Raw genomic sequence first — 17834 nt, 5'->3', positions numbered from 1 at the left:
CCACAGCCATCAACCGGTGAGTACGGGTCACGCAGCGAGACCACGGACGGCCGCCCCTCGGGCAAAGTCCGAAAACAGCACACGGCGCACCAGGGAAGACCCTTCCAAGTCGCCGTATTTCTGCCACGATTCCCACAGGGCGGGCCCTCGCCCATCACTACTCGGGCACACCTGAAACAAGTGGGAGAGTCACGGTGTACTTCGCCGCACTGCTCGCGCGCACCGAAGACGGGTGGCAAGCGAGCGACACAGAGCTCGATGACGTGCAGACCCTGGGTGACCTGGCCGACCTGGCCCGGCAGGCCTCCGAGGACGATGAGACCGTACTGGTCTGCCTGGAACAGGAGGGCAGCTGGTTCGGACTGGTACGCGTGGACGGTGAGGACGACCCCAGGGTCTACGTCTCCGACGCGGCAGCCGCGACGCGCAGTTCCTACGGCGAACTGCTGCTGACCGACGAACTCCTGGGCCGCGAGCCCGAGGACCTGAACGCCCTGGTGAACCTGGACGGCACCGAGGACGGCACCGAGGACGACAGCGACCTCGACTCCGCCGAGTCCCCCATGCCCGCCGGCCCGCTGGGCGACGCCAACCTGCTGGCCGACCTCGGCCTCACCGCCGCCGACATCCGCGCCCTCGACCCCGAGGACGCCCTCAGCGAGGTGGCCGAGGCCCTGGGCTGCACCGAGATGCTGGAGGCGGTGCGCTGACCGGCGCGCCAGCCACCCCGCCCCGGCCGGGCACACTGGGGCCATGGCCCCACCGTCCGAGTCGCTGACCGATCCCCCACCCGTACCGGCGGCCCCGTCCGACCCGGTACGGGACCCCTGGTATGCCCCGATGGGGCTGGCCCTCGCCGAGGCCCGCAGGGCACCCGCCCTCGGGGACGTACCGGTGGGCGCGGTGGTCCTCTCCCCCGACGGCCAGCCCCTGGGCACCGGCCACAACGCCCGCGAGGCCACCGGCGACCCCACCGCCCACGCCGAGGTCCTCGCCCTGCGCTCGGCCGCCGCCACCCTGCGGTCCCAGGGCCGCGACGACGGCTGGCGCCTGACCGGCTGCACCCTGCTGGTCACCCTCGAACCGTGCACCATGTGCGCCGGCGCCCTCGTACTGGCCCGCCTCGACCGGGTCGTATACGGCGCCGTCGACGAGAAGGCCGGCGCCGCCGGTTCGCTCTGGGACGTGCTGCGCGACCGCCGCCTCAACCACCGCCCCGAGGTCGTCCACGGGGTACGGGAGGCCGAGTGCGGTGCCCTGCTGACCGAGTTCTTCCGCTCCGGCCGGGCCGAGGAACGGTGACCGGCACCGATTTCGGCAGTAGCGGACCGATGGGTTAGGCTCCCTCTCGGTAGCGTGTCCGAGCGGCCGAAGGAGCTCGCCTCGAAAGCGAGTGTGGGGGCAACTCCACCGTGGGTTCAAATCCCACCGCTACCGCAGGTAGACGAGGGGCCCGGTCCTGACGGACCGGGCCCCTCGTCGTACGCCCCCCATCCGTCGCCACAACGCGAACCCTGAACCGACGCGGGGCCGGTGGCGTTCTTGGTGAGGGACACCGTCATGCCGCACCCCCGTCGCGGTCCGCGTGGGTGCCGCCTCGTCCGGCGCGGCGGCCGTTGACCGTGCCGCGGGTCGTGACGGTGCCGTCGGCGGCGAGCCAACCGCCCCCGCCACGCTTGACGACGTACATCGCCTCATCCGCCCGACGCAGCGCCAACGGCAGCGTCGGAGCCGGAAGTTCACCCGTCCAGCACGCGCCGATCGACGCCCCGACCGTGAGCGTCCGACCCTCGGTGTGCGTCGGAGTCGTCAGCACCTCGTGGAGACCGCGCAGCAGCCACGGCACTCCGGCAGGGGCTGGTATCGGTACGACGGCGGCGAACTCGTCCCCGCCCAGCCGTCCGACCGGACCCCGACCGTCCACGGCATCGCCCAGGCCACACGCGGCACACCGCAACACCGCATCCCCGGCGGCATGGCCGTGCGTGTCGTTGATCGCCTTGAAGCCGTTTCCCGGACCAGGGCTGCTGTGGAGATCTGCCTGCTGGGATGATCGCGTCTCATGACTTCCGTTCCCTGGAGTACTCACGCTGTCGAGCTCCGGGCTGACAGCGTGACCAAGAGGTTTCGGCGTGAGAGTCGTGGAGCGTGCGAGCGGGAGTGGCGTGCGCTGACGCTGCTCGCCGCGTACGCACCGGGCCTGGCTCCCGCCCCTCAAAGCGCCGACACCGTGGCGGAGGAGCCGGTGGTGGTGATGTCGCGCCTGCCGGGTGAGCCGCTGCGAGGAGAGCCGCTTGGTGATCAGCAGCTAGAGGCTCTGGCAGCGGCAGCGAGCGAGATGTATGCGGCTGTGCCAGCGGATGTCCTGGCTGCGCTCCCGGTTCGGCCTGGCCAGCAGCATGAGCTCATCGCCCAGATCCGGGCCTGGGTGCCGAAGGCTCGCTCACGGGTGGGTGGCGAGGTGGGCGAGGCAATGCACCGCGGCCTTGACTGGCTGACCGGTTCAGGCCTGGAGGGAGCCAGCCGACCGGACGTCCCGACGGTTTTCGGTCCGGGCGACGGCAACCTCGCCAACTATCTGTGGGACGGCTCTCGTGTGCGGGTCGTCGACTTCGAGGACTCTGGACTCAGCGACCGGCCCTTCGAGCTGGCTGAGATCACGGAACACGTGGCCAGCTGGGTCGGGCCGCCTCTCGATGTGGAGGCGTTCCTCGATCTGTTCGACCTGAGCGACGCGGAACGCGCGCGGCTGCCGGAATGCCGCAGGCTGCTGGCACTCGTGTGGTTGTTCCTCCTGGCTTTCGACGACCCTCAGCATCCTCGGAATCCGCCAGGAACGGCCGAGCGCCAAGCCGCCCGGCTGTCCGCACTTCTTGACTCACGCGATGTTCCCCATGGCACTCCCAACCGAGGCTGAGCATGACCTCGTCGCCCCCCTGAACGGAGCTGTGCTCTCTTCGTGCCCTACTGAAGTCGGCCATGGGGGCCGCCGCACCCGGCACGGTTTCACGTGCGTCGGATCTGAGAAAGCCCGAGGTCAGCGACGTGAGTCCCGCTTCGCGCCCGGGCCTGATCCATTGCGGTCAGCTTCTTGCTGGCGGATTGGAGACTGACCCGGAGTCCTTCTGCTTCGCCGAGCCGGCCGTTGGACTTCGCCTCCTTGATGCGGCCGGTGAGGCTGTGAATTGATCTCGAACAGCCTCTTCCACTGGCCCGGGTCCATCCGCAGCATCGGGCAGCGAACGCAGACGTGTTCGCCCAGCCCCGGAACAGGGCGGCTGCGGCACCAGGACACCCGTACGCCCACCTCACCCCGACCCGGCCCGGCCCCCGCCGGGCCGCCTCCCCCACCTCACCCCCACCCCACCCCGAAGAGGCGAACACCGCTGGTTCCGCGACGAGTTGGGGCGAGGGGCGGTCAGGGGCACGGAGGGTGACCTAGGGTCTGTTTCGTACCCGGAGACCGTTGTTCCGGTACCGGTCCCCGTGGTTTCTCCCGGGCCCACTCGGCCACCCCCCACCGTCCTTGGAGGACAGCATGGAGAGACGACGCGCACTCACGGGTCTCGGAGCGGTGCTCACCGCCTCCGCGATCGTCGGGTTCGCCCTCAGCCCCGCGGCACAGGCCACCGACTCCGCCCCGCGCGCCGAGGCGGAGTCGCCGCGCGTCCTGGCGTACTACCAGACCCAGTACCAGGACGACTCCTACGTCTCGCCGCTGCCCCTGAAGGGAGTGGCGACGGACGTGGAGGTGGCCGCCTTCCACCTCAACGACGACGGCTCGATCCACCTCAACGACGAACCGCCGTCGGACCCCAGGTTCGACCAGGTCTGGAAGGACGTGGCCGAACTCCAGGAGTCCGGCACCAAGGTGCACGCCCTGCTCGGGGGCGCCGCCCAGGGGACGTACCAGAACCTGGCCGAGGACTTCGAGAAGTACTACCAGCCGCTGCACGACACGGTGGAGAAGTACGGCCTCGACGGGGTGGACCTCGACATCGAGGAGACCTTCTCGCTGGAGAACACCAAGAAGCTCATCGACCGGCTGCGTACGGACTTCGGCGAGGACTTCCACGTCATCCTGACCCCGGTGGCCAGCGACCTGGCCGGCTCCAGCAACTTCTCCGGCGGGTTCGACTACGCCCAGCTGGAGCGGGAGGCCGGCGACAAGATCAGCTTCTACACCGGCCAGTTCTACTGCGGCTGGGGGGACCTGGGCGACACCACCAGCTATGACAACGTTATCGACAACGGCTTCAGCCCCTCCCGGGTCGTCGCCGGGGCCCTCACCAATCCGGCCAACTGCCAGGGGTACGTCGAACCCGACGAACTCGCGGCCACCCTGGGCTCGTTGAAGGACAGGCACCAGGGCTTCGGAGGCGTGGCCGGCTGGGAGTACTTCAACGCCGTACCGGTGAACGGTGACGGCCCGGACTCCTGGTACGCGCACGTCCGCCAGGCGGCGGGCGGCTGACCCTCGACGATCCCCCGCTCGCGCCGTGGTGGCGGGCCACCCGCCACCACGGTCGCCCTCGTACGGGCCGGGTGAACGCACGGACGCCGCACACCCGTTGACGAACGACGGCCGACAGGCGGCGGGCGAAGTGGAACGCCAGGGGCGGATTGTGGCGTTCTGGTGGGTGCGGGGTGAAGCCCGGAGGGCTCTGGTAGTCCCGAACGCCGGCCCAAGGCCTGGCTGTAGGGGTGGCGCGGTGCTTTACTCACTGCCCGACGTACCTCCGGGACGTCTTCACAGAAACCCGAACGGTACGCCGCCCCCACGTCCCCCCACTTCTCACCGCTCGGAGCGAAAGTTGAGACTCGTCACCGTTGCCCGCCTGGCGGCGGCCGGCGCCCTTGTCGCGTCGTCCGCACTGCTCGCCGCGTCCGCGTCCCAGGCCCAGGACACCGAGGGCGCACAGCCGAGGGCCACCGACACCGTCAACGTGTACCCGCCGATCCAGGGAGCCTCGACCTGGGACCGGTTCGGCGAGACGCCCCCCTCCTCGCACCACCGGGTGTTCTACAACTGGGACTACCTCAACGACTGGTCCGTGGACATCTACCAGACCCCGGGGGCCACCCTGGTGTCCCCGTTCGGCAGCAAGACGGCCGGCGGCAGCCCGGTGTCCGTCCAGGTGGTGACGGTCCAGCCCGGGTGCGCCACCGGCGACCTGGCCGACGGCGGCTACCGCGTCGGCCTGGAGGCGAAGAACGACGCCACCGGCGAGGTGGTGGGCCGCGCCGACGTGATGCACGTGGACAACAAGCCGGACGACATCGTGGTGGGGGCGACCGTCGGCCCCTGGACCAAGCTGGGTGAGACCGGTCGGTTCCGCGCCTCGAAGTGCTACCAGGTGAACGGCGACACCGGCGTCCACACCCACCTGGAGGTCATCAACAAGACCAAGTACTCCTGCTACGTCAACCACGGTGCGGGCACCGAACTGGGTGACGAGACCGTGGTGGGCCGGGTGGGTACCACCAACTCCGGGCCGCAGCAGGCCTGTTGAGCTGAGCGGTGACGCCGACGAGGAGGCGGGGGCCGGGTGCCCCCGCCTCCTCGCGCGTCCGCCACGGGGGCGACGGACACACGGGACGGACGCCGGGAATAGTTAAAGTTTCAACCATGTTGGCGTGGGTGCGAACAGGGCCACCCGGGCCCGTCAGCTCCCGTCGGCACCCCGGGCCCCCTCGGACAGGAGGACGCCATGCCAGCCGTCACCGCGGACACCCTGACCCTGCCCCGTGTGAGCCAGCCAGCGGACGCGACCGTCCGCCCGGTGGCCAAGGTCGTCACCGCCCACCGCCAGCTGGAGGGCGAGGGCTTCCAGGTGCGCCGCCCCTTCCCGGGAACGGACCTCGCGGCGGCCGACCCCTTCCTGCTGCTGGACCACCTGGGAGCCGTGGAGTACGGGCCGGGCGAGGCCAAGGGCGCGCCCTGGCACCCGCACCGGGGCTTCGAGACCGTGACCTACATGCTGGACGGGGCCTTCGAGCACCGTGACTCCACCGGGGGCGGCGGCCTGATCACCGAGGGCGCCACCCAGTGGATGACCGCCGGCGCCGGGGTGCTGCACTCCGAGCTGCCCCCGCAGGACTTCGTCACCCGGGGTGGGCTGTTCCACGGGGTGCAGCTGTGGGTCAACCTGCCCCGCTCGCTGAAGTGGACGCCGGCCCGGTACCAGGACATCAGGGCGGGCGAGACCGTACTGCTGTCCAGCGCGGACGGCGGCGCCCTGCTGCGGCTGATCGCCGGCGAACTGGACGGCCACCAGGGGCCCGGGGTGACCCGTACGCCGATCAGCTACGTGCACGCGACCGTGAGCCCGGGCGCCCGACTGACGGTGCCCTGGCCGGCCGAGTTCAACGCGCTGGTCTACGTGCTGGCCGGACGCGGCACCGTCGGGGCGGAGCAACGGCCCCTGGAGGAGGGCCAGTTGGCGGTGCTGGGCCCCGGGGAGGCGCTGAGCCTGACCGGTTCGGCCCTCCAGGACCACAACGGCTCACGCAACGGCTGGGAGGTCCTGCTGCTGGGCGGACTGCCGATCCGGGAGCCGGTCGCCCGGTACGGGCCGTTCGTGATGAACACCCGGGCGGAGATCCTCCAGGCCGTGGAGGACTTCCAGTCCGGCCGGCTCGGCGCCTCGGCCCCCGAGGAGCTGGCCCACCGTACGACGGCCGACGAGCCCGTGGACCGGGGAACGAACTCCGAGCGGAGGGAGGAGCGTTGATGGACACCCTGCGGAACGCCCCGACGACGGCACCCCTCACGGGCGCCCACGGGAGGGAGGACCTGGCGGAGAGGTACCAGCGTGCCCTGCTGTTCTTCGAGTCCGGGGACCACATCACCGCCAGTCGCCTGCTGGCCGAGGTGGTGCGGGCGGCGCCGGAGAACCTGTCGGTACGGCTGCTGCTGGCCCGTTCCCTCTACCACTCCGCCCAACTCCGTCGCGCCGAGCGGGAGTTGCGCGAGGTGCTGGCGCGGGACCCGGCCGAGGCCTACGCCCACCTGCTGCTGGGCCGCACCCTGGAGCGGCTCAGCCGGCCGACCGAGGCCGGCCCCCACCGTCGGCTGGCCGAGGCGATGGGTGTGCCCGGCTGACCCCGAGAGCGCGGTCCGCCCGGGCCCGGTCGGGGAACCGGGCCCGGGCTCCTCACGGGGGCCCGGGTTTCCTCACGCGCCCTACGCCCGGGAGGTCTCGATCAGGGAGAAGGCGTTGCCGCCCGGCAGCCTGGTGAGCGTCGGGGGGCGCAGCCCGGCCCGCTGGCACAGCTGGACGTAGTCGGCCTCGGTGCGCTCCCGGCCGCCGAGGTTGACCAGCATGTTGAGGTCGCTGAGGTAGCCGCCGGCCCACTCGGGGCGGGCGACCGGGGGCATCACCGGCTCCAGGATCAGCACCCGCCCGTGCTCGGGGAGCGCCTCGCGCACGTTGCCCAGGAGGGTGACGCACTGGTCGTCACTCCAGTCGTGGATGACGCTCTTGAGCAGGTACAGGTCGGCGCCCTCGGGGACCGAGGTGAAGAAGTCGCCGGTCTCGGCGTGGAAGCGGTCGGCCACCTGGGCCTCGGCCATGGTGCTCGCGGCCTGGGCGAGGCCGCCGGGGGTGTCGTAGACCGTGCCGCGCAGGTCCGGGTACCTCCGTAGTACGGCGGCCAGCAGGCTGCCGTCACCGCCGCCGACGTCGACCAGGGTGCTGGCGGTGGAGAAGTCGAAGGCGTCCGGGAGGACCTTGGCGGTGCCGCGGGTGGACTCCCTCATGGAGGCGTTGAAGCGGGCGGACAGTTCCGGGCGCTCCTCCAGGTAGTCGAAGTAGCTCTTGCCGAAGTGCTGGGGGAAGGCGGGTTGGCCGGTGCGTACGCAGTCGGCCAGGTCCTCCCAGGAGCGCACCATCAGTCGGTCGGTGAACACCTCGGCGAAGGCCACGAGGGACTGGGGGTGGTCGGTGCCCAGCAGTCGGCCGAACTCGGTGGCCGCGAAGACCCCGGGGCGGGGTTCGGTGAGCAGTTCCAGGCCGGTGAGGGCGCGCAGGAGGCGCAGCAGGCCCTGGGGGTCGACGTCCAGTTCCCGGGCCACCTCGGCGTACTCCCGCTCGGTGTCGCCCAGGGCGTCGACCACCCGCAGTCGGGCGGCGGCTCCGACGGAGTGGGCGATGGTGGTGCCGAAGATCATCCGTACCAGTCGTTCGCCGGCACCGGGCTGTGGCCGCTCCCCGTCCTCGCTCATACCGTCCCCTTCTCCGACTTCCCCGAGGCAACATCAACTTAGGTACACCTAAGTACGCGGTGGGGGTCGGGGTCAAGGGTGGCGCCGGACCGGGCGGTGGTTCAGTGGTCGTCCCAGTGGCCGTCGTGGGCGGCGTGGCGGTGGCCGTCGTGGACGTAGTCGACGTGGTCGCCGTGGGGTACGGCGACGTGACCGCAGCCCGGCCCGTGCTCGTGGGTGTGGTCGGAGTGCTCCAGGTGCTCGCTCTCCTCGCACTCGTCCACGTGGTCCTGGTGCACCCGGTGCAGGTGGCCGTCGTGGACGTAGTCCACGTGGTCGCCATGGGGTACGGCGACGTGACCGCAACCCGGCCCGTGCTCGTGGGTGTGGTCGGGGTGGACGGTGTGGGTGCCGGCGGTCATGGCGGGGCGCCCCCTTCGTTCCGGTGGGGTGGTTCTCTCCCACTGTGCGCCGGGCCGGCGGGGGGCGCACCACGAGGGCTTCGGGAACGCGTCGCGAGCAGGCGGCGCCGGTGTCTGGACGGCGGCGGGGGCGTGGTGAGAGTCTCGCGTCCTCGCGGGGGCCGAGGCGTGGGAGGCGGAGACATGGCGCAGGCGAAGAGGTTGGGCCTGTACATGGTCACGGTCTTCGTGCTGTACGCGATCATCGCCTGGCCCGTTCGGTCGGCGAACCTGGTCCAGATAGGTTTCGAGGGACTGTCCGACGCGGCCCACGGGGTGGGGTCGATGGTGGCCGACCTGGTGCGCTGACCTCGCGCGTTCCCGGTGGTCGGAGGCGTACGGAGCTGTTCTCCGGCGCGGTCAACACCGTTTGGCGTCCGCACCCTTGATCCTTTTCACCCCAACTCGGCCAGCAACACGTAGCTATACGGTGCTTGCACAGAGTGCTCATGAATTGTGATGCTATGACCGCTTTTCCTGAATGACCGGATTCCGACCGAGGTCGTGAGGAGTGGTGGCCGGTGGCAGCGACCCAGACCCGCGAGAGTCGTGGCGCGGAGGCTCGGGCGCTCACCCAGCGGCTGTTCGAGAAGCTGGCCCGACTGGACCGTGGCACCTCCGCCTACGAGAGCGTGCGCGAGCAGTTGATCGAGGCCAACCTCCCGTTGGTCCGCTACGTGGCCGCGCGGTTCCGCAGCCGGATGGAGCCCATGGAGGACGTGGTACAGGTCGGCACCATCGGCCTGATCAACGCCATCGACCGCTTCGACCCCCAACGCGGGGTCCAGTTCCCCACGTTCGCGATGCCCACCATCGTCGGGGAGATCCGCCGCTACTTCCGGGACAATGTACGCACCGTCCACGTCCCCCGGCGGCTGCACGAGATGTGGGTGCAGGTCAGCGGCGCGACCGAGGACCTGACCACCCTGCACGGCCGTTCCCCCACCACCCGGGAGATCGCGGAACGGCTGAACCTGGGCGAGGAGGAGGTGCTGGCCTGCATCGAGGCCGGCCGCGCCTACCGGGCCACCTCCCTGGAGGCGGCACAGGAACGGGACGACGGGCCGGGCCTGATGGACCGACTCGGCTACGAGGACCCGGAGTTGGACGGCGTGGAGCACCGTGACCTGGTGCGCCACCTGCTGGTCCAGCTCCCCGAACGGGAGCAGCGCATCCTGTTGCTGCGCTACTACCGCAACCTGACGCAGTCGCAGATCAGCGCCGAACTCGGGGTCTCCCAGATGCACGTCTCCCGGCTGCTGTCCCGCAGCTTCGCCCGCCTCAGGGCGGCCAACCCCATCGACGCCTGACCGGATCGAGCACACCCGTCACTCCTCACACTCCCTCAACTCCCTTATCGCGCACGCTTTGTCGACAAGGCACTACATCGTGTTAATGACTTGTGACATTCTGCGAGAGACGCGTTTGCCGGAGCCCTACTGCCGGTATTCACGTGAAGGCGGTGTTCCACCGAGGCTCGGCCTCACTCCCCGAGAAGACCGCCCGCGAACCGTCCGCGACCTCTAGGGAGTGGCATGTCCGTAGAACTGGACAGCTCGAAGGTGCCTGGCGAGACGCCGACCCCCGAAGCACCGCTGGTTCCCACCAACAGCGACGCCATCGACACCCGCACCCTCTCGCGCTCCCTCTTCCAACGGCTGGCAGCCGTGGAGCCGGAGAGCGCGGAGCACACCTACGTACGAGACACCCTGATCGAACTCAACCTCCCCCTGGTCCGCTACGCCGCGGCCCGGTTCCGCAGCCGGATGGAGCCGATGGAGGACATCGTCCAGGTGGGCACCATCGGGTTGATCAAGGCGATCGACCGCTTCGACTGCGACCGCGGGGTGGAGTTCCCCACCTTCGCGATGCCGACCGTGGTGGGCGAGATCAAGCGCTTCTTCCGGGACACCTCCTGGTCGGTGCGGGTGCCGCGCAGGCTCCAGGAACTCCGCCTGGCCCTCACCAAGGCCAGTGACGAGCTGTCGCAGCGGCTGGACCGCTCCCCCACCGTGCCCGAACTGGCCGCCGCCCTGGGCGTGTCCGAGGAGGACGTGGTGGACGGGCTGGCCGTGGGCAACGCCTACACCGCCAGCTCCCTGGACTCCCCCTCCCTGGAGGAGGACGGCGGCGAGGGCTCCCTGGCCGACCGCCTGGGGTACGAGGACAGCGCCCTCGAAGGGGTGGAGTACCGCGAGTCGTTGAAGCCGCTGCTGGCCAAACTCCCGCCCAGGGAGCGGCAGATCATCATGCTCCGGTTCTTCGGCAACATGACGCAGTCACAGATCGGCGAGGAGGTCGGCATCTCCCAGATGCACGTCTCCCGGCTGCTGACCCGGACCCTGGCCCAACTGCGGGAGGGACTGGTCTCGGAGGACTGACACGGATGCGGGGGAGGGTGACCACATCACCGCACTGTCCGTTCACCTCCGACCAACGGGCCCGCGCCGACCGCCTGTTGAGCCATGAGAAGCACCGACGGCCGCCGGGGTAGTGTCGTACCCACTCCGGCGGCTCAGGTGTGTTCGGGCCGGCGCCCGGTTCAGCCGAAGGCGAGCCAGCCGACGAGTACCAGGACGACCACCACGGCGACCACGCCGACGATCAGCCCGGTACGGGGACCGCTCTGGGCCGTCGGGCCGGGGTCGGGAGTGCCGCCCTCGTCCACGAAGGCACGGAACATCTGGGTGTTGCCCGCCGGGTCTTCTCCCTGGGGGCCCTGCGGGGCTTGGGGATTGTGAGCCATGGGCCAGGACCCTAGCCCAGCGGGCCCCGCTGGAGACAGCCCTGATCAGGCCTTCGCCAGCTTGGGGGGAGGCACACCGAGGCTTTAACGATTGTTTGCCGGGGAATGCCAGATTTCATTTGCCTACGGCAACTAACAGCTCCTATCGTTGCCCAGAGCAACGAAAGGATGTCCGGCGCCATGTCCGACGGCCCCACCTCCCAGGGCACCCCCCAGGGGACCTCCCTCTACCGGGAACTCGCACGACGACTCCGGGCCGTCAACTCCGTCAACCGCGAACTGGCCAGGGCCCTGCCGCACGACTGCCCCCCGGCCGCGATGTGGGCCCTCAGCCTGGTCCACCAACACGGAGAGATGCGCCTGGGACGGATGGCCGAACTGATGGGGACCGACATCTCCGTCGCCAGCCGTCACGTCACCCACGCCGTGGAACAGGACTGGCTCAGCCGGGCCCCCGACCCCCTGGACCGCCGCTCCCGCACGCTACGCCTGACCCCCAAGGGGCAGCGGTTCGTCAACCAGCGCAGCGAGGAGCTGGTACTGATCCTCGAACGACGCCTGGCCCACTGGCCCACCGAGGACATCGACCGGCTGAGCGAGCTGCTGGGCCGGCTCCACGAGTCCTTCATCGAGGATCCCCCGCCCCAGACACCGGCCCGGGGGGTGGCCGAACCCCGTACCAGCCCGGAAGTCGCCCCTTCTCCCGCGACCTCCCCCCAGACCTCATCCGCACAGACCAGCAGCTAAGGAAGAGCATGTCCACCAGCAGTACAGGCGTGCGCGCGCCGGAGCCGGGACGCACCGGGACGGAGAGCGCCCCCACCCCCGCTCCGGCGATGACCCACCGCCAGATAATGGAGGCCCTGTCCGGGCTGTTGCTCGGCATGTTCGTGGCGATCCTGTCCTCCACGATCGTCTCCAACGCCCTCCCTCGGATCGTCTCCGACCTGGGCGGGAGCCAGAGCTCCTACACCTGGGTGGTCACCGCCTCCCTGCTCACCATGACCGCCTCCACCCCGCTGTGGGGCAAGCTCGCGGACCTGACGAGCAAGAAGCTGCTGGTGCAGTCGGCGATCGTGCTGTTCGTACTGGCCTCGGCCGGGGCCGGACTCTCGCAGAACACCGCCACCCTGATCACCTGTCGCGCCTTCCAGGGCCTGGGCATGGGCGGTCTGACCGCGCTGGCCCAGGTGGTGATGGCCGCGATGATCTCCCCCCGGGAGCGCGGCCGGTACAGCGGCTACCTCGGCGCCACCTTCGCCGTCGCCACCGTCGGCGGTCCGCTGCTGGGTGGCGTCATCACCGACACCTCCTGGCTGGGCTGGCGCTGGTGCTTCTACGTCGGGGTGCCCTTCGCCGTCATCGCGCTGATCGTCCTCCAGCGGACCCTGCACCTGCCGGTCGTCCGGCGCCCCGACGCCAAGGTGGACTGGCTGGGCGCGACGCTGGTGGCCGGCGCCGCCTCCACCCTGCTGATCTGGGTGACCCTGGCCGGTGACCGCTACGACTGGAACTCCGGCACCAGCTACCTGCTCGTCGCCCTCGCCGTGGCGCTGGCGCTGCTGTTCGTGCTGGTGGAGTCGCGGGCGGCGGAGCCGATCATCCCGCTGCGGCTGTTCCGCAACAGCACCCTCACCCTCGCCTCGCTGGCCTCGATGTTCGTGGGCATCGCGATGTTCGGCGCCACCGTGTTCCTCAGCCAGTACTTCCAGCTGGCCCGGGGGGAGAGCCCGACCATGTCCGGGGTGATGACCATCCCGATGATCACCGGCCTCGCGGTCTCCTCCACCATCTCCGGCCGCGTCATCAGCCACACCGGCCGCTGGAAGGTCTGGCTGATCGCCGGCGGGGTCAGCATGACCGGCGGCCTGGGGCTGCTGGGCACGATGCGCTACGACACCCCGTACTGGCACCTGGCCCTGTACATGGCGCTGGTCGGACTGGGCGTCGGAATGCTGATGCAGAACCTGGTGCTGGCCACCCAGAACCAGGTGGCGATGTCGGACCTGGGCTCGGCCAGCTCCACGGTGGCCTTCTTCCGCTCCCTGGGTGGCGCGGTCGGCGTCTCCGCGATGGGCGCGGTACTGGCCCACCGCATCACCGACTACGTCCAGGAGGGCATGGGCCGGCTCGGCATGGACCACGGCGGGCCGACCGGCGGCAAGGGCAGCTCCATCCCCCACCTGGACGCCCTGCCCGGCCCGGTGCGCTCGGTGATCCAGACCTCGTACGGGCACGGCATCGCGGACGTCTACCTCTTCTCCGCCCCGGTGGCCGCCCTGGCACTGCTGCTGGTGCTGTGCATCAAGGAGGTGCCGTTGAAGACCAAGTCGGGCCTCCAGGAGGGGGCGACGCCGGTCGGACCGACGGACTGAGCACCAGCCACGACTTGGACCGAGCGCACCGGCGGAGGGGCGCGACGGTCCGGGGCCGTCCCTCCGGGGACGGTGAGGGGGGCCGCCTCTGGGGAGGGGCGGCCCCCCTTGTTGTCGTAGGGCCGGGTGGGCCCAGGGCGGTACGGGGTCGGGGACGGTGGGGGGTCGGGGGAGGTCGGTGTGTGGGGGTGCGGTGGGGAGCGGATGGGTGCGACGAACCGTTTCCGCGAGGGGTCGCCGTACCGGGACGTCAGGCCTTCTTGGCCCCCTTCTTCTCCCGGGCCGAGTCGCCCGCGCCCACCCGTACCCACTTGGGCTCGGGCGCGCGGGGCAGGGTGCGGCCCTGACGTCTCCACTCGGACACCAGCTGGGTGAAGATCGGTTCCGTGTGGGCACAGCCCAGGGACTGCGCCTCGGGGGCGGAGGGGCCCACCTCGTCGATCGCTGTGTTTCCCATGACCTGAGCCAACCGAACCCGTCGACCCCGGGTCACCCGGGAACGCGCGGATTCACCGGGACGAGCAGACCGTTCGATCACACAGGGGTTGCGACCCGGGGACCGCGCGCCCCCGAAGAGCCCCACAAAGGACCGTAAAGCCCCTGAATCCCGGCGGGGGGGTGGGGCGGCCGGTCGTCTCCGCCCCACCCCCGCGAACCGAGGGTCAGACCCCGATGTCCCGGCCGTCCGCGCGCCAGACCGACACCACCGCCGGCCGGACGATCCGGCCGGGGCCGTCGGGCCAGACGGACGCCGGCTCCTCCACGCTCGCCCCGTCCACCTCTCCGGGGTGCTGCACGGCGACCAGTACCCGCCGGTCCTGGATGACCGGACCACAGGTCTCCGCCCCCTTGGGCATGGTGAGGAACTGCTTCAGCTCGCCCTCACACGCGCCCCGGGTGGCGACCCCGAACAGCCCGTCGTGGTTGCCCAGGGCGTTGCCGTCGGTGGAGATCCACAGGTTGCCGTAGTGGTCGAAGGCCACGTTGTCCGGGCAGGAGATGGGGCTGACCTGGTCCTTGGGGAAGCCAGCGAAGTAGGTGGCCGGGTCCTCCGGGTCCCCGCACACCAGGAACAGCCGCCAGCGGAAGCGCTGGGCCGAGGGGTCGTCGCCCCACTCCCGCAGTTCCAGGACCTGCCCGTGCTTGTTCTCGTCACGGGGGTTGGCCTCGTCGGCCGGGGCCTTGCCCTCGGTGCCACGGGAGCTGTTGTTGGTGAGCGCCACGTAGACCCTGCCGCTGCGGGGGCTGGGCTCCACGTCCTCGGGCCGGTCCATCTTGGTGGCCCCGGCCTTGTCGGCCGCGATCCGGGTGAAGACGTAGACCTCCTCGGCGGTCATGCCCTCGACGTGGGAGGTGTCGCCGCTGGCCAGCCTGATCCAACGTCCCGAACCGTCGAACTCGCCGTCCTCGGGCAGGGTTCCGCTGCCGTCGATCTCCTCCGGCGGGGAGTCACCGGTGATCCTGGCGACGTAGAGGGTGCCCTCGTCCAGCAGGCTCAGGTTGTGTTCCCGGGCGGCCCGGGAGTTCCCGTGCCGCATCCGCTCGCGGGAGACGAACTTGTAGAGGTACTCGAAGGCCTCGTCGTCACCCATGTACACCACCGCGCGCCCGTCCCGGGTCAGCCGGGGCTGGGCCGCCTCGTGCTTGAACCGCCCCAGGGCGGTGCGCTTGCGCGGGGTGAAGTCCGGGTCGTACGGGTCGAGTTCGACCACCCAGCCGAAGCGGTGCGGCTCGTAGGGCTCCTTGGTGACGTCGAACCGGGGGTGGAAGCGCTCCCACTTGCGGTCGGTGTCGGTGCCCTTGAGGGCGTACCGCTCCAGCCGCTCGCGGTGCTCGGTGTCCTTCACCTTCTCGGTGTTGGCGAAGTACTGGTCGACGTTCTCCTCGCCGTGCAGCGTGGTGCCCCAGGGGGTGGTGCCGCCGGCGCAGTTGTTGAGGGTGCCGTACACCCTGGTGCCGGTGGGGTCCGCCCCGGTGCGCAGCCACTCGCTGCCGGCCGCCGGGCCGGTCAGCTCGAACTCGCTGCGGGCGGTCAGCCGACGGTTCAGCCGGTGACCCACCACCGGGGTCAGGGCGCCGCTGCGGCGGTCCTCCTCCACGACCACCACCGACAGCCCGTGGGCGGCGAGGCCGATCTCCACCTGTTCCCGGGTCGGCTGGTCCTCGTCGTAGCCGGCGAACATCAGCACCTCGTCGGTGTACTCGTGGTTGGCGACCAGGAGTTGACGTCGGTGCTCGCGCAGGGGGAGCAGGGACAGGAAGTCGTTGTTGTAGCCGAACTGGCGGGCCTGGGCGTGGGCGCTCTGCCGCTTCTCGTCGAACTCGGGGGCACCGCGCAGGATGGGGTCGCCCCAGCGGATGACCACCTTCTGCTCGTACCCCCGGGGAACGGTCACCCGGTCGTCGGTGTTGGGCTCCACCGGCTCGAAGCGCAGGCCCCGGGCGCCCCCGTGACGGTGCCCCCGGCCCTTCTCGCCCACCACGGCGGCCACCGGGTTCACCGGGCCCAGGGCGGCTGTGCCCACTCCGGCGCCCACCCCGACCACCGCGCCGGCGCGCAGCACGTTGCGGCGGGACAGGGCGCGGGCGACGGCGTCGCCGAGGTAGCCGTTGTCGCTGGTGTTGGGCGGCTCGTGGGCGCAGGCGTCTCCACAGCGGTAACGGCAGGTCAGTGCGGCCCTCTTGCCGTGCGTGCCGATCAGCGGCAGCAGCTTTCGCATGGTTCCTCCGGTGACGTACGCGGCACGCGATGTGCGTTGCTTTGCGGTCCGTGACGCTAGGGGGGCGGGTACGCCAGCGGACGGCCACCCGATGAACGAGGGGTGAACCCTGTGCCGCGCCCACCGGGGACGCGGCGGCCCGCCCCGGCGAACGGCGTGGGCCCCGGCGGAGGCGATCGGGGGCCGGTAGCGTCGGAGCCATGTATGCCATCACCGTGACCGAACCCGGCGGCCCCGACTCCCTGGTCTGGGCCGAGGTGCCCGAACCCGAGCCCGCCGAGGGCGAGGTGCTGGTCGAGGTCGCGGCCAGCGCCGTCAACCGGGCGGACCTGCTCCAGCGTCAGGGGCTGTACGACCCCCCGCCGGGCGCCTCCCCCTACCCGGGGCTGGAGTGCGCCGGGCGCGTCCTCGCCCTGGGCCCGGGCGTCGGCGAGGCCCCCGGCGCCCCCGCCTGGGAGGTCGGCGACCCGGTGTGCGCGCTGCTCAGCGGGGGCGGCTACGCGCAGCGGGTGGCCGTGCCGGTGGGCCAACTGCTGCCCGTACCGGACGGGTTGGGGCTCGCCGAGGCCGCCGCACTGCCGGAGGTGACGGCCACCGTGTGGTCCAACGTGTTCACCGGCGCCCGACTGCGCGAGGGGGAGACGCTGTTGGTGCACGGCGGGGGCAGCGGGATCGGCACCATGGCGATCCAGCTGGCCCGGGCGCTGGGCGCGCGGGTGGCGGTGACGGCCGGCAGCGCGGCGAAGCTGGAGCGCTGCGCCGAGTTGGGCGCGGAGGTGTTGATCAACTACCGGGAACAGGACTTCGTCGAGGAGCTGCGGAAGGCCACCGACGGCCGGGGCGCGGACGTGATCCTGGACGTGGTGGGCGCCAAGTACCTGCCGGACAACGTCCGTGCGCTGGCCACCGGGGGACGGCTGGTGGTCATCGGACTCCAGGGCGGGGTCAAGGGCGAGCTGAACCTGGGGGCCCTGCTGGCCAAGCGCGCCTCGGTCACCGCGACCTCGCTACGGGCACGGCCCCCGGAGGAGAAGGCCGCCATCGTGGCGGAGGTACGGGAGAAGGTCTGGCCGATGCTCGCCGACGGTCGGGTCCGTCCGGTCGTGGACCGGGTGCTGCCCATGTGGGAGGCCGCCCAGGCGCACCGCATCCTGGAGGAGAGCGGCCACGTGGGGAAGGTCGTGCTCGGCCTGGAGGAGGTACGGGGAGTGCCCCCGGTGGCCTGACGGTACGGCCCTCCGGGGGTGCCCTCCGGGGTGGGTCGGAGGCCGCTGGTGTCCGTGACAGGGGGCGCCGCCTCGGCAGTGGTGAGGGGTACGGTGCGCG

19 protein-coding genes and 1 tRNA gene are annotated in these 17834 nt (G+C 71.0%); 14 read left to right on the top strand and 6 right to left on the bottom strand.

Annotated features, from left to right (window positions below; all coding sequences use genetic code 11):
- Window positions 1-194: 194 nt before the first annotated feature.
- From ABZT14_RS12180 to ABZT14_RS12170, 3 genes are all read left to right on the top strand, one after another.
- Window positions 195-710 carry a hypothetical protein gene (locus ABZT14_RS12180; protein WP_356300052.1) on the top strand — a complete coding sequence of 172 codons (516 nt, stop codon included), beginning with the start codon at window positions 195-197 and terminating at the stop codon, window positions 708-710.
- A 43-nt stretch (window positions 711-753) separates the two neighbouring features.
- Window positions 754-1302 (top strand): nucleoside deaminase, encoded by a 549-nt coding sequence (locus ABZT14_RS12175; protein WP_356300049.1) that lies wholly within the window; start codon window positions 754-756, stop codon window positions 1300-1302.
- Window positions 1303-1350: 48 nt separating this feature from the next.
- Window positions 1351-1437: transfer RNA gene (locus ABZT14_RS12170), tRNA-Ser, on the top strand.
- A 121-nt stretch (window positions 1438-1558) separates the two neighbouring features.
- Here the strand turns inward: ABZT14_RS12170 and ABZT14_RS12165 are convergent.
- On the bottom strand, window positions 1559-2089 hold the full coding sequence (locus tag ABZT14_RS12165) for a GGDEF domain-containing protein (protein ID WP_356300046.1): 531 nt from the start codon (window positions 2087-2089) through the stop codon (window positions 1559-1561).
- Between ABZT14_RS12165 and ABZT14_RS12160 the strand changes: the two genes are divergently transcribed.
- The 5 genes from ABZT14_RS12160 to ABZT14_RS12140 all read left to right on the top strand — a co-directional run bounded on the left by ABZT14_RS12160 (window position 2063) and on the right by ABZT14_RS12140 (window position 7105).
- Window positions 2063-2917, top strand: a complete 855-nt coding sequence (locus ABZT14_RS12160) for a phosphotransferase (protein ID WP_356300043.1) — start codon at window positions 2063-2065, stop codon at window positions 2915-2917. The two genes, ABZT14_RS12165 and ABZT14_RS12160, sit on opposite strands and share 27 nt — an antisense overlap.
- A 621-nt stretch (window positions 2918-3538) precedes the next feature.
- The gene (locus ABZT14_RS12155) at window positions 3539-4474 is read left to right on the top strand and encodes a glycosyl hydrolase family 18 protein (protein ID WP_356300040.1); all 936 of its coding nucleotides are present in this window, start codon (window positions 3539-3541) and stop codon (window positions 4472-4474) included.
- A gap of 340 nt (window positions 4475-4814) precedes the next feature.
- Complete coding sequence (locus ABZT14_RS12150) at window positions 4815-5513, top strand: hypothetical protein (RefSeq protein WP_356300037.1); 699 nt, start codon at window positions 4815-4817, stop codon at window positions 5511-5513.
- 198 nt (window positions 5514-5711) lie between these two features.
- The gene (locus ABZT14_RS12145; RefSeq protein WP_356300034.1) at window positions 5712-6734 is read left to right on the top strand and encodes a pirin family protein; all 1023 of its coding nucleotides are present in this window, start codon (window positions 5712-5714) and stop codon (window positions 6732-6734) included.
- Window positions 6734-7105, top strand: a complete 372-nt coding sequence (locus ABZT14_RS12140; RefSeq protein WP_356300031.1) for a tetratricopeptide repeat protein — start codon at window positions 6734-6736, stop codon at window positions 7103-7105. Before ABZT14_RS12145 ends, ABZT14_RS12140 begins: the two co-directional genes overlap by 1 nt.
- Window positions 7106-7186: 81 nt before the next feature.
- Here the strand turns inward: ABZT14_RS12140 and ABZT14_RS12135 are convergent, their stop codons facing one another.
- Window positions 7187-8227 carry a methyltransferase gene (locus tag ABZT14_RS12135; RefSeq protein ID WP_356300028.1) on the bottom strand — a complete coding sequence of 347 codons (1041 nt, stop codon included), beginning with the start codon at window positions 8225-8227 and terminating at the stop codon, window positions 7187-7189.
- Between the two features lie 101 nt (window positions 8228-8328).
- Window positions 8329-8628 (bottom strand): hypothetical protein, encoded by a 300-nt coding sequence (locus tag ABZT14_RS12130; protein ID WP_356300025.1) that lies wholly within the window; start codon window positions 8626-8628, stop codon window positions 8329-8331.
- A gap of 183 nt (window positions 8629-8811) precedes the next feature.
- On the opposite strand from ABZT14_RS12130, the gene ABZT14_RS12125 reads away from it, so the two are divergent.
- The 3 genes from ABZT14_RS12125 to ABZT14_RS12115 all read left to right on the top strand — a co-directional run bounded on the left by ABZT14_RS12125 (window position 8812) and on the right by ABZT14_RS12115 (window position 11048).
- Window positions 8812-8976 carry a hypothetical protein gene (locus ABZT14_RS12125; RefSeq protein ID WP_356300022.1) on the top strand — a complete coding sequence of 55 codons (165 nt, stop codon included), beginning with the start codon at window positions 8812-8814 and terminating at the stop codon, window positions 8974-8976.
- A gap of 212 nt (window positions 8977-9188) precedes the next feature.
- Window positions 9189-9977: an RNA polymerase sigma factor SigF gene (locus ABZT14_RS12120; protein WP_356300020.1), complete on the top strand. Its 789-nt coding sequence runs from the start codon at window positions 9189-9191 to the stop codon at window positions 9975-9977.
- Between the two features lie 225 nt (window positions 9978-10202).
- The gene (locus ABZT14_RS12115) at window positions 10203-11048 is read left to right on the top strand and encodes an RNA polymerase sigma factor SigF (protein WP_356300017.1); all 846 of its coding nucleotides are present in this window, start codon (window positions 10203-10205) and stop codon (window positions 11046-11048) included.
- Between the two features lie 161 nt (window positions 11049-11209).
- Here ABZT14_RS12115 and ABZT14_RS12110 read toward each other — a convergent pair whose 3' ends face one another.
- Window positions 11210-11413, bottom strand: coding sequence for a hypothetical protein (locus ABZT14_RS12110; protein ID WP_356300014.1), 204 nt, complete (start codon window positions 11411-11413; stop codon window positions 11210-11212).
- Window positions 11414-11593: 180 nt separating this feature from the next.
- Here ABZT14_RS12110 and ABZT14_RS12105 point away from each other — a divergent pair, with 180 nt between their 5' ends.
- Together ABZT14_RS12105 and ABZT14_RS12100 are read left to right on the top strand one after the other, a co-directional pair.
- The gene (locus ABZT14_RS12105) at window positions 11594-12160 is read left to right on the top strand and encodes a MarR family winged helix-turn-helix transcriptional regulator (protein WP_356300012.1); all 567 of its coding nucleotides are present in this window, start codon (window positions 11594-11596) and stop codon (window positions 12158-12160) included.
- Between the two features lie 89 nt (window positions 12161-12249).
- Window positions 12250-13788, top strand: a complete 1539-nt coding sequence (locus tag ABZT14_RS12100) for an MDR family MFS transporter (protein ID WP_356300196.1) — start codon at window positions 12250-12252, stop codon at window positions 13786-13788.
- Window positions 13789-14038: 250 nt separating this feature from the next.
- Here ABZT14_RS12100 and ABZT14_RS12095 read toward each other — a convergent pair whose 3' ends face one another.
- Together ABZT14_RS12095 and ABZT14_RS12090 are read right to left on the bottom strand one after the other, a co-directional pair.
- Window positions 14039-14245, bottom strand: a complete 207-nt coding sequence (locus ABZT14_RS12095) for a hypothetical protein (RefSeq protein ID WP_356300009.1) — start codon at window positions 14243-14245, stop codon at window positions 14039-14041.
- Between the two features lie 205 nt (window positions 14246-14450).
- Window positions 14451-16508 carry a PhoX family protein gene (locus tag ABZT14_RS12090; RefSeq protein ID WP_356300006.1) on the bottom strand — a complete coding sequence of 686 codons (2058 nt, stop codon included), beginning with the start codon at window positions 16506-16508 and terminating at the stop codon, window positions 14451-14453.
- A gap of 200 nt (window positions 16509-16708) precedes the next feature.
- Here ABZT14_RS12090 and ABZT14_RS12085 point away from each other — a divergent pair, with 200 nt between their 5' ends.
- A complete protein-coding gene (locus tag ABZT14_RS12085; RefSeq protein ID WP_356300004.1) occupies window positions 16709-17734 on the top strand; it encodes an NAD(P)H-quinone oxidoreductase in 1026 nt (341 codons plus the stop codon).
- Window positions 17735-17834: the final 100 nt, after the last annotated feature.

It is taken from the genome of Streptomyces sp. NPDC005438 (assembly GCF_040606315.1).
Taxonomy (GTDB): Bacteria; Actinomycetota; Actinomycetes; order Streptomycetales; family Streptomycetaceae; genus Streptomyces.
This window is presented reverse-complemented; position numbering and strand designations above follow the sequence as displayed.

Coding starts and splice junctions, on each gene's coding strand:
- ABZT14_RS12175 (WP_356300049.1), top strand. CDS start 754: ATGGCCCCACCGTCCGAGTCGCTGACCGATCCCCCACCCGTACCGGCG.
- ABZT14_RS12160 (WP_356300043.1), top strand. CDS start 2,063: ATGACTTCCGTTCCCTGGAGTACTCACGCTGTCGAGCTCCGGGCTGAC.
- ABZT14_RS12155 (WP_356300040.1), top strand. CDS start 3,539: ATGGAGAGACGACGCGCACTCACGGGTCTCGGAGCGGTGCTCACCGCC.
- ABZT14_RS12145 (WP_356300034.1), top strand. CDS start 5,712: ATGCCAGCCGTCACCGCGGACACCCTGACCCTGCCCCGTGTGAGCCAG.
- ABZT14_RS12140 (WP_356300031.1), top strand. CDS start 6,734: ATGGACACCCTGCGGAACGCCCCGACGACGGCACCCCTCACGGGCGCC.
- ABZT14_RS12135 (WP_356300028.1), bottom strand. CDS start 8,227: ATGAGCGAGGACGGGGAGCGGCCACAGCCCGGTGCCGGCGAACGACTG.
- ABZT14_RS12130 (WP_356300025.1), bottom strand. CDS start 8,628: ATGACCGCCGGCACCCACACCGTCCACCCCGACCACACCCACGAGCAC.
- ABZT14_RS12125 (WP_356300022.1), top strand. CDS start 8,812: ATGGCGCAGGCGAAGAGGTTGGGCCTGTACATGGTCACGGTCTTCGTG.
- ABZT14_RS12115 (WP_356300017.1), top strand. CDS start 10,203: ATGTCCGTAGAACTGGACAGCTCGAAGGTGCCTGGCGAGACGCCGACC.
- ABZT14_RS12110 (WP_356300014.1), bottom strand. CDS start 11,413: ATGGCTCACAATCCCCAAGCCCCGCAGGGCCCCCAGGGAGAAGACCCG.
- ABZT14_RS12105 (WP_356300012.1), top strand. CDS start 11,594: ATGTCCGACGGCCCCACCTCCCAGGGCACCCCCCAGGGGACCTCCCTC.
- ABZT14_RS12100 (WP_356300196.1), top strand. CDS start 12,250: ATGACCCACCGCCAGATAATGGAGGCCCTGTCCGGGCTGTTGCTCGGC.
- ABZT14_RS12095 (WP_356300009.1), bottom strand. CDS start 14,245: ATGGGAAACACAGCGATCGACGAGGTGGGCCCCTCCGCCCCCGAGGCG.
- ABZT14_RS12090 (WP_356300006.1), bottom strand. CDS start 16,508: ATGCGAAAGCTGCTGCCGCTGATCGGCACGCACGGCAAGAGGGCCGCA.
- ABZT14_RS12085 (WP_356300004.1), top strand. CDS start 16,709: ATGTATGCCATCACCGTGACCGAACCCGGCGGCCCCGACTCCCTGGTC.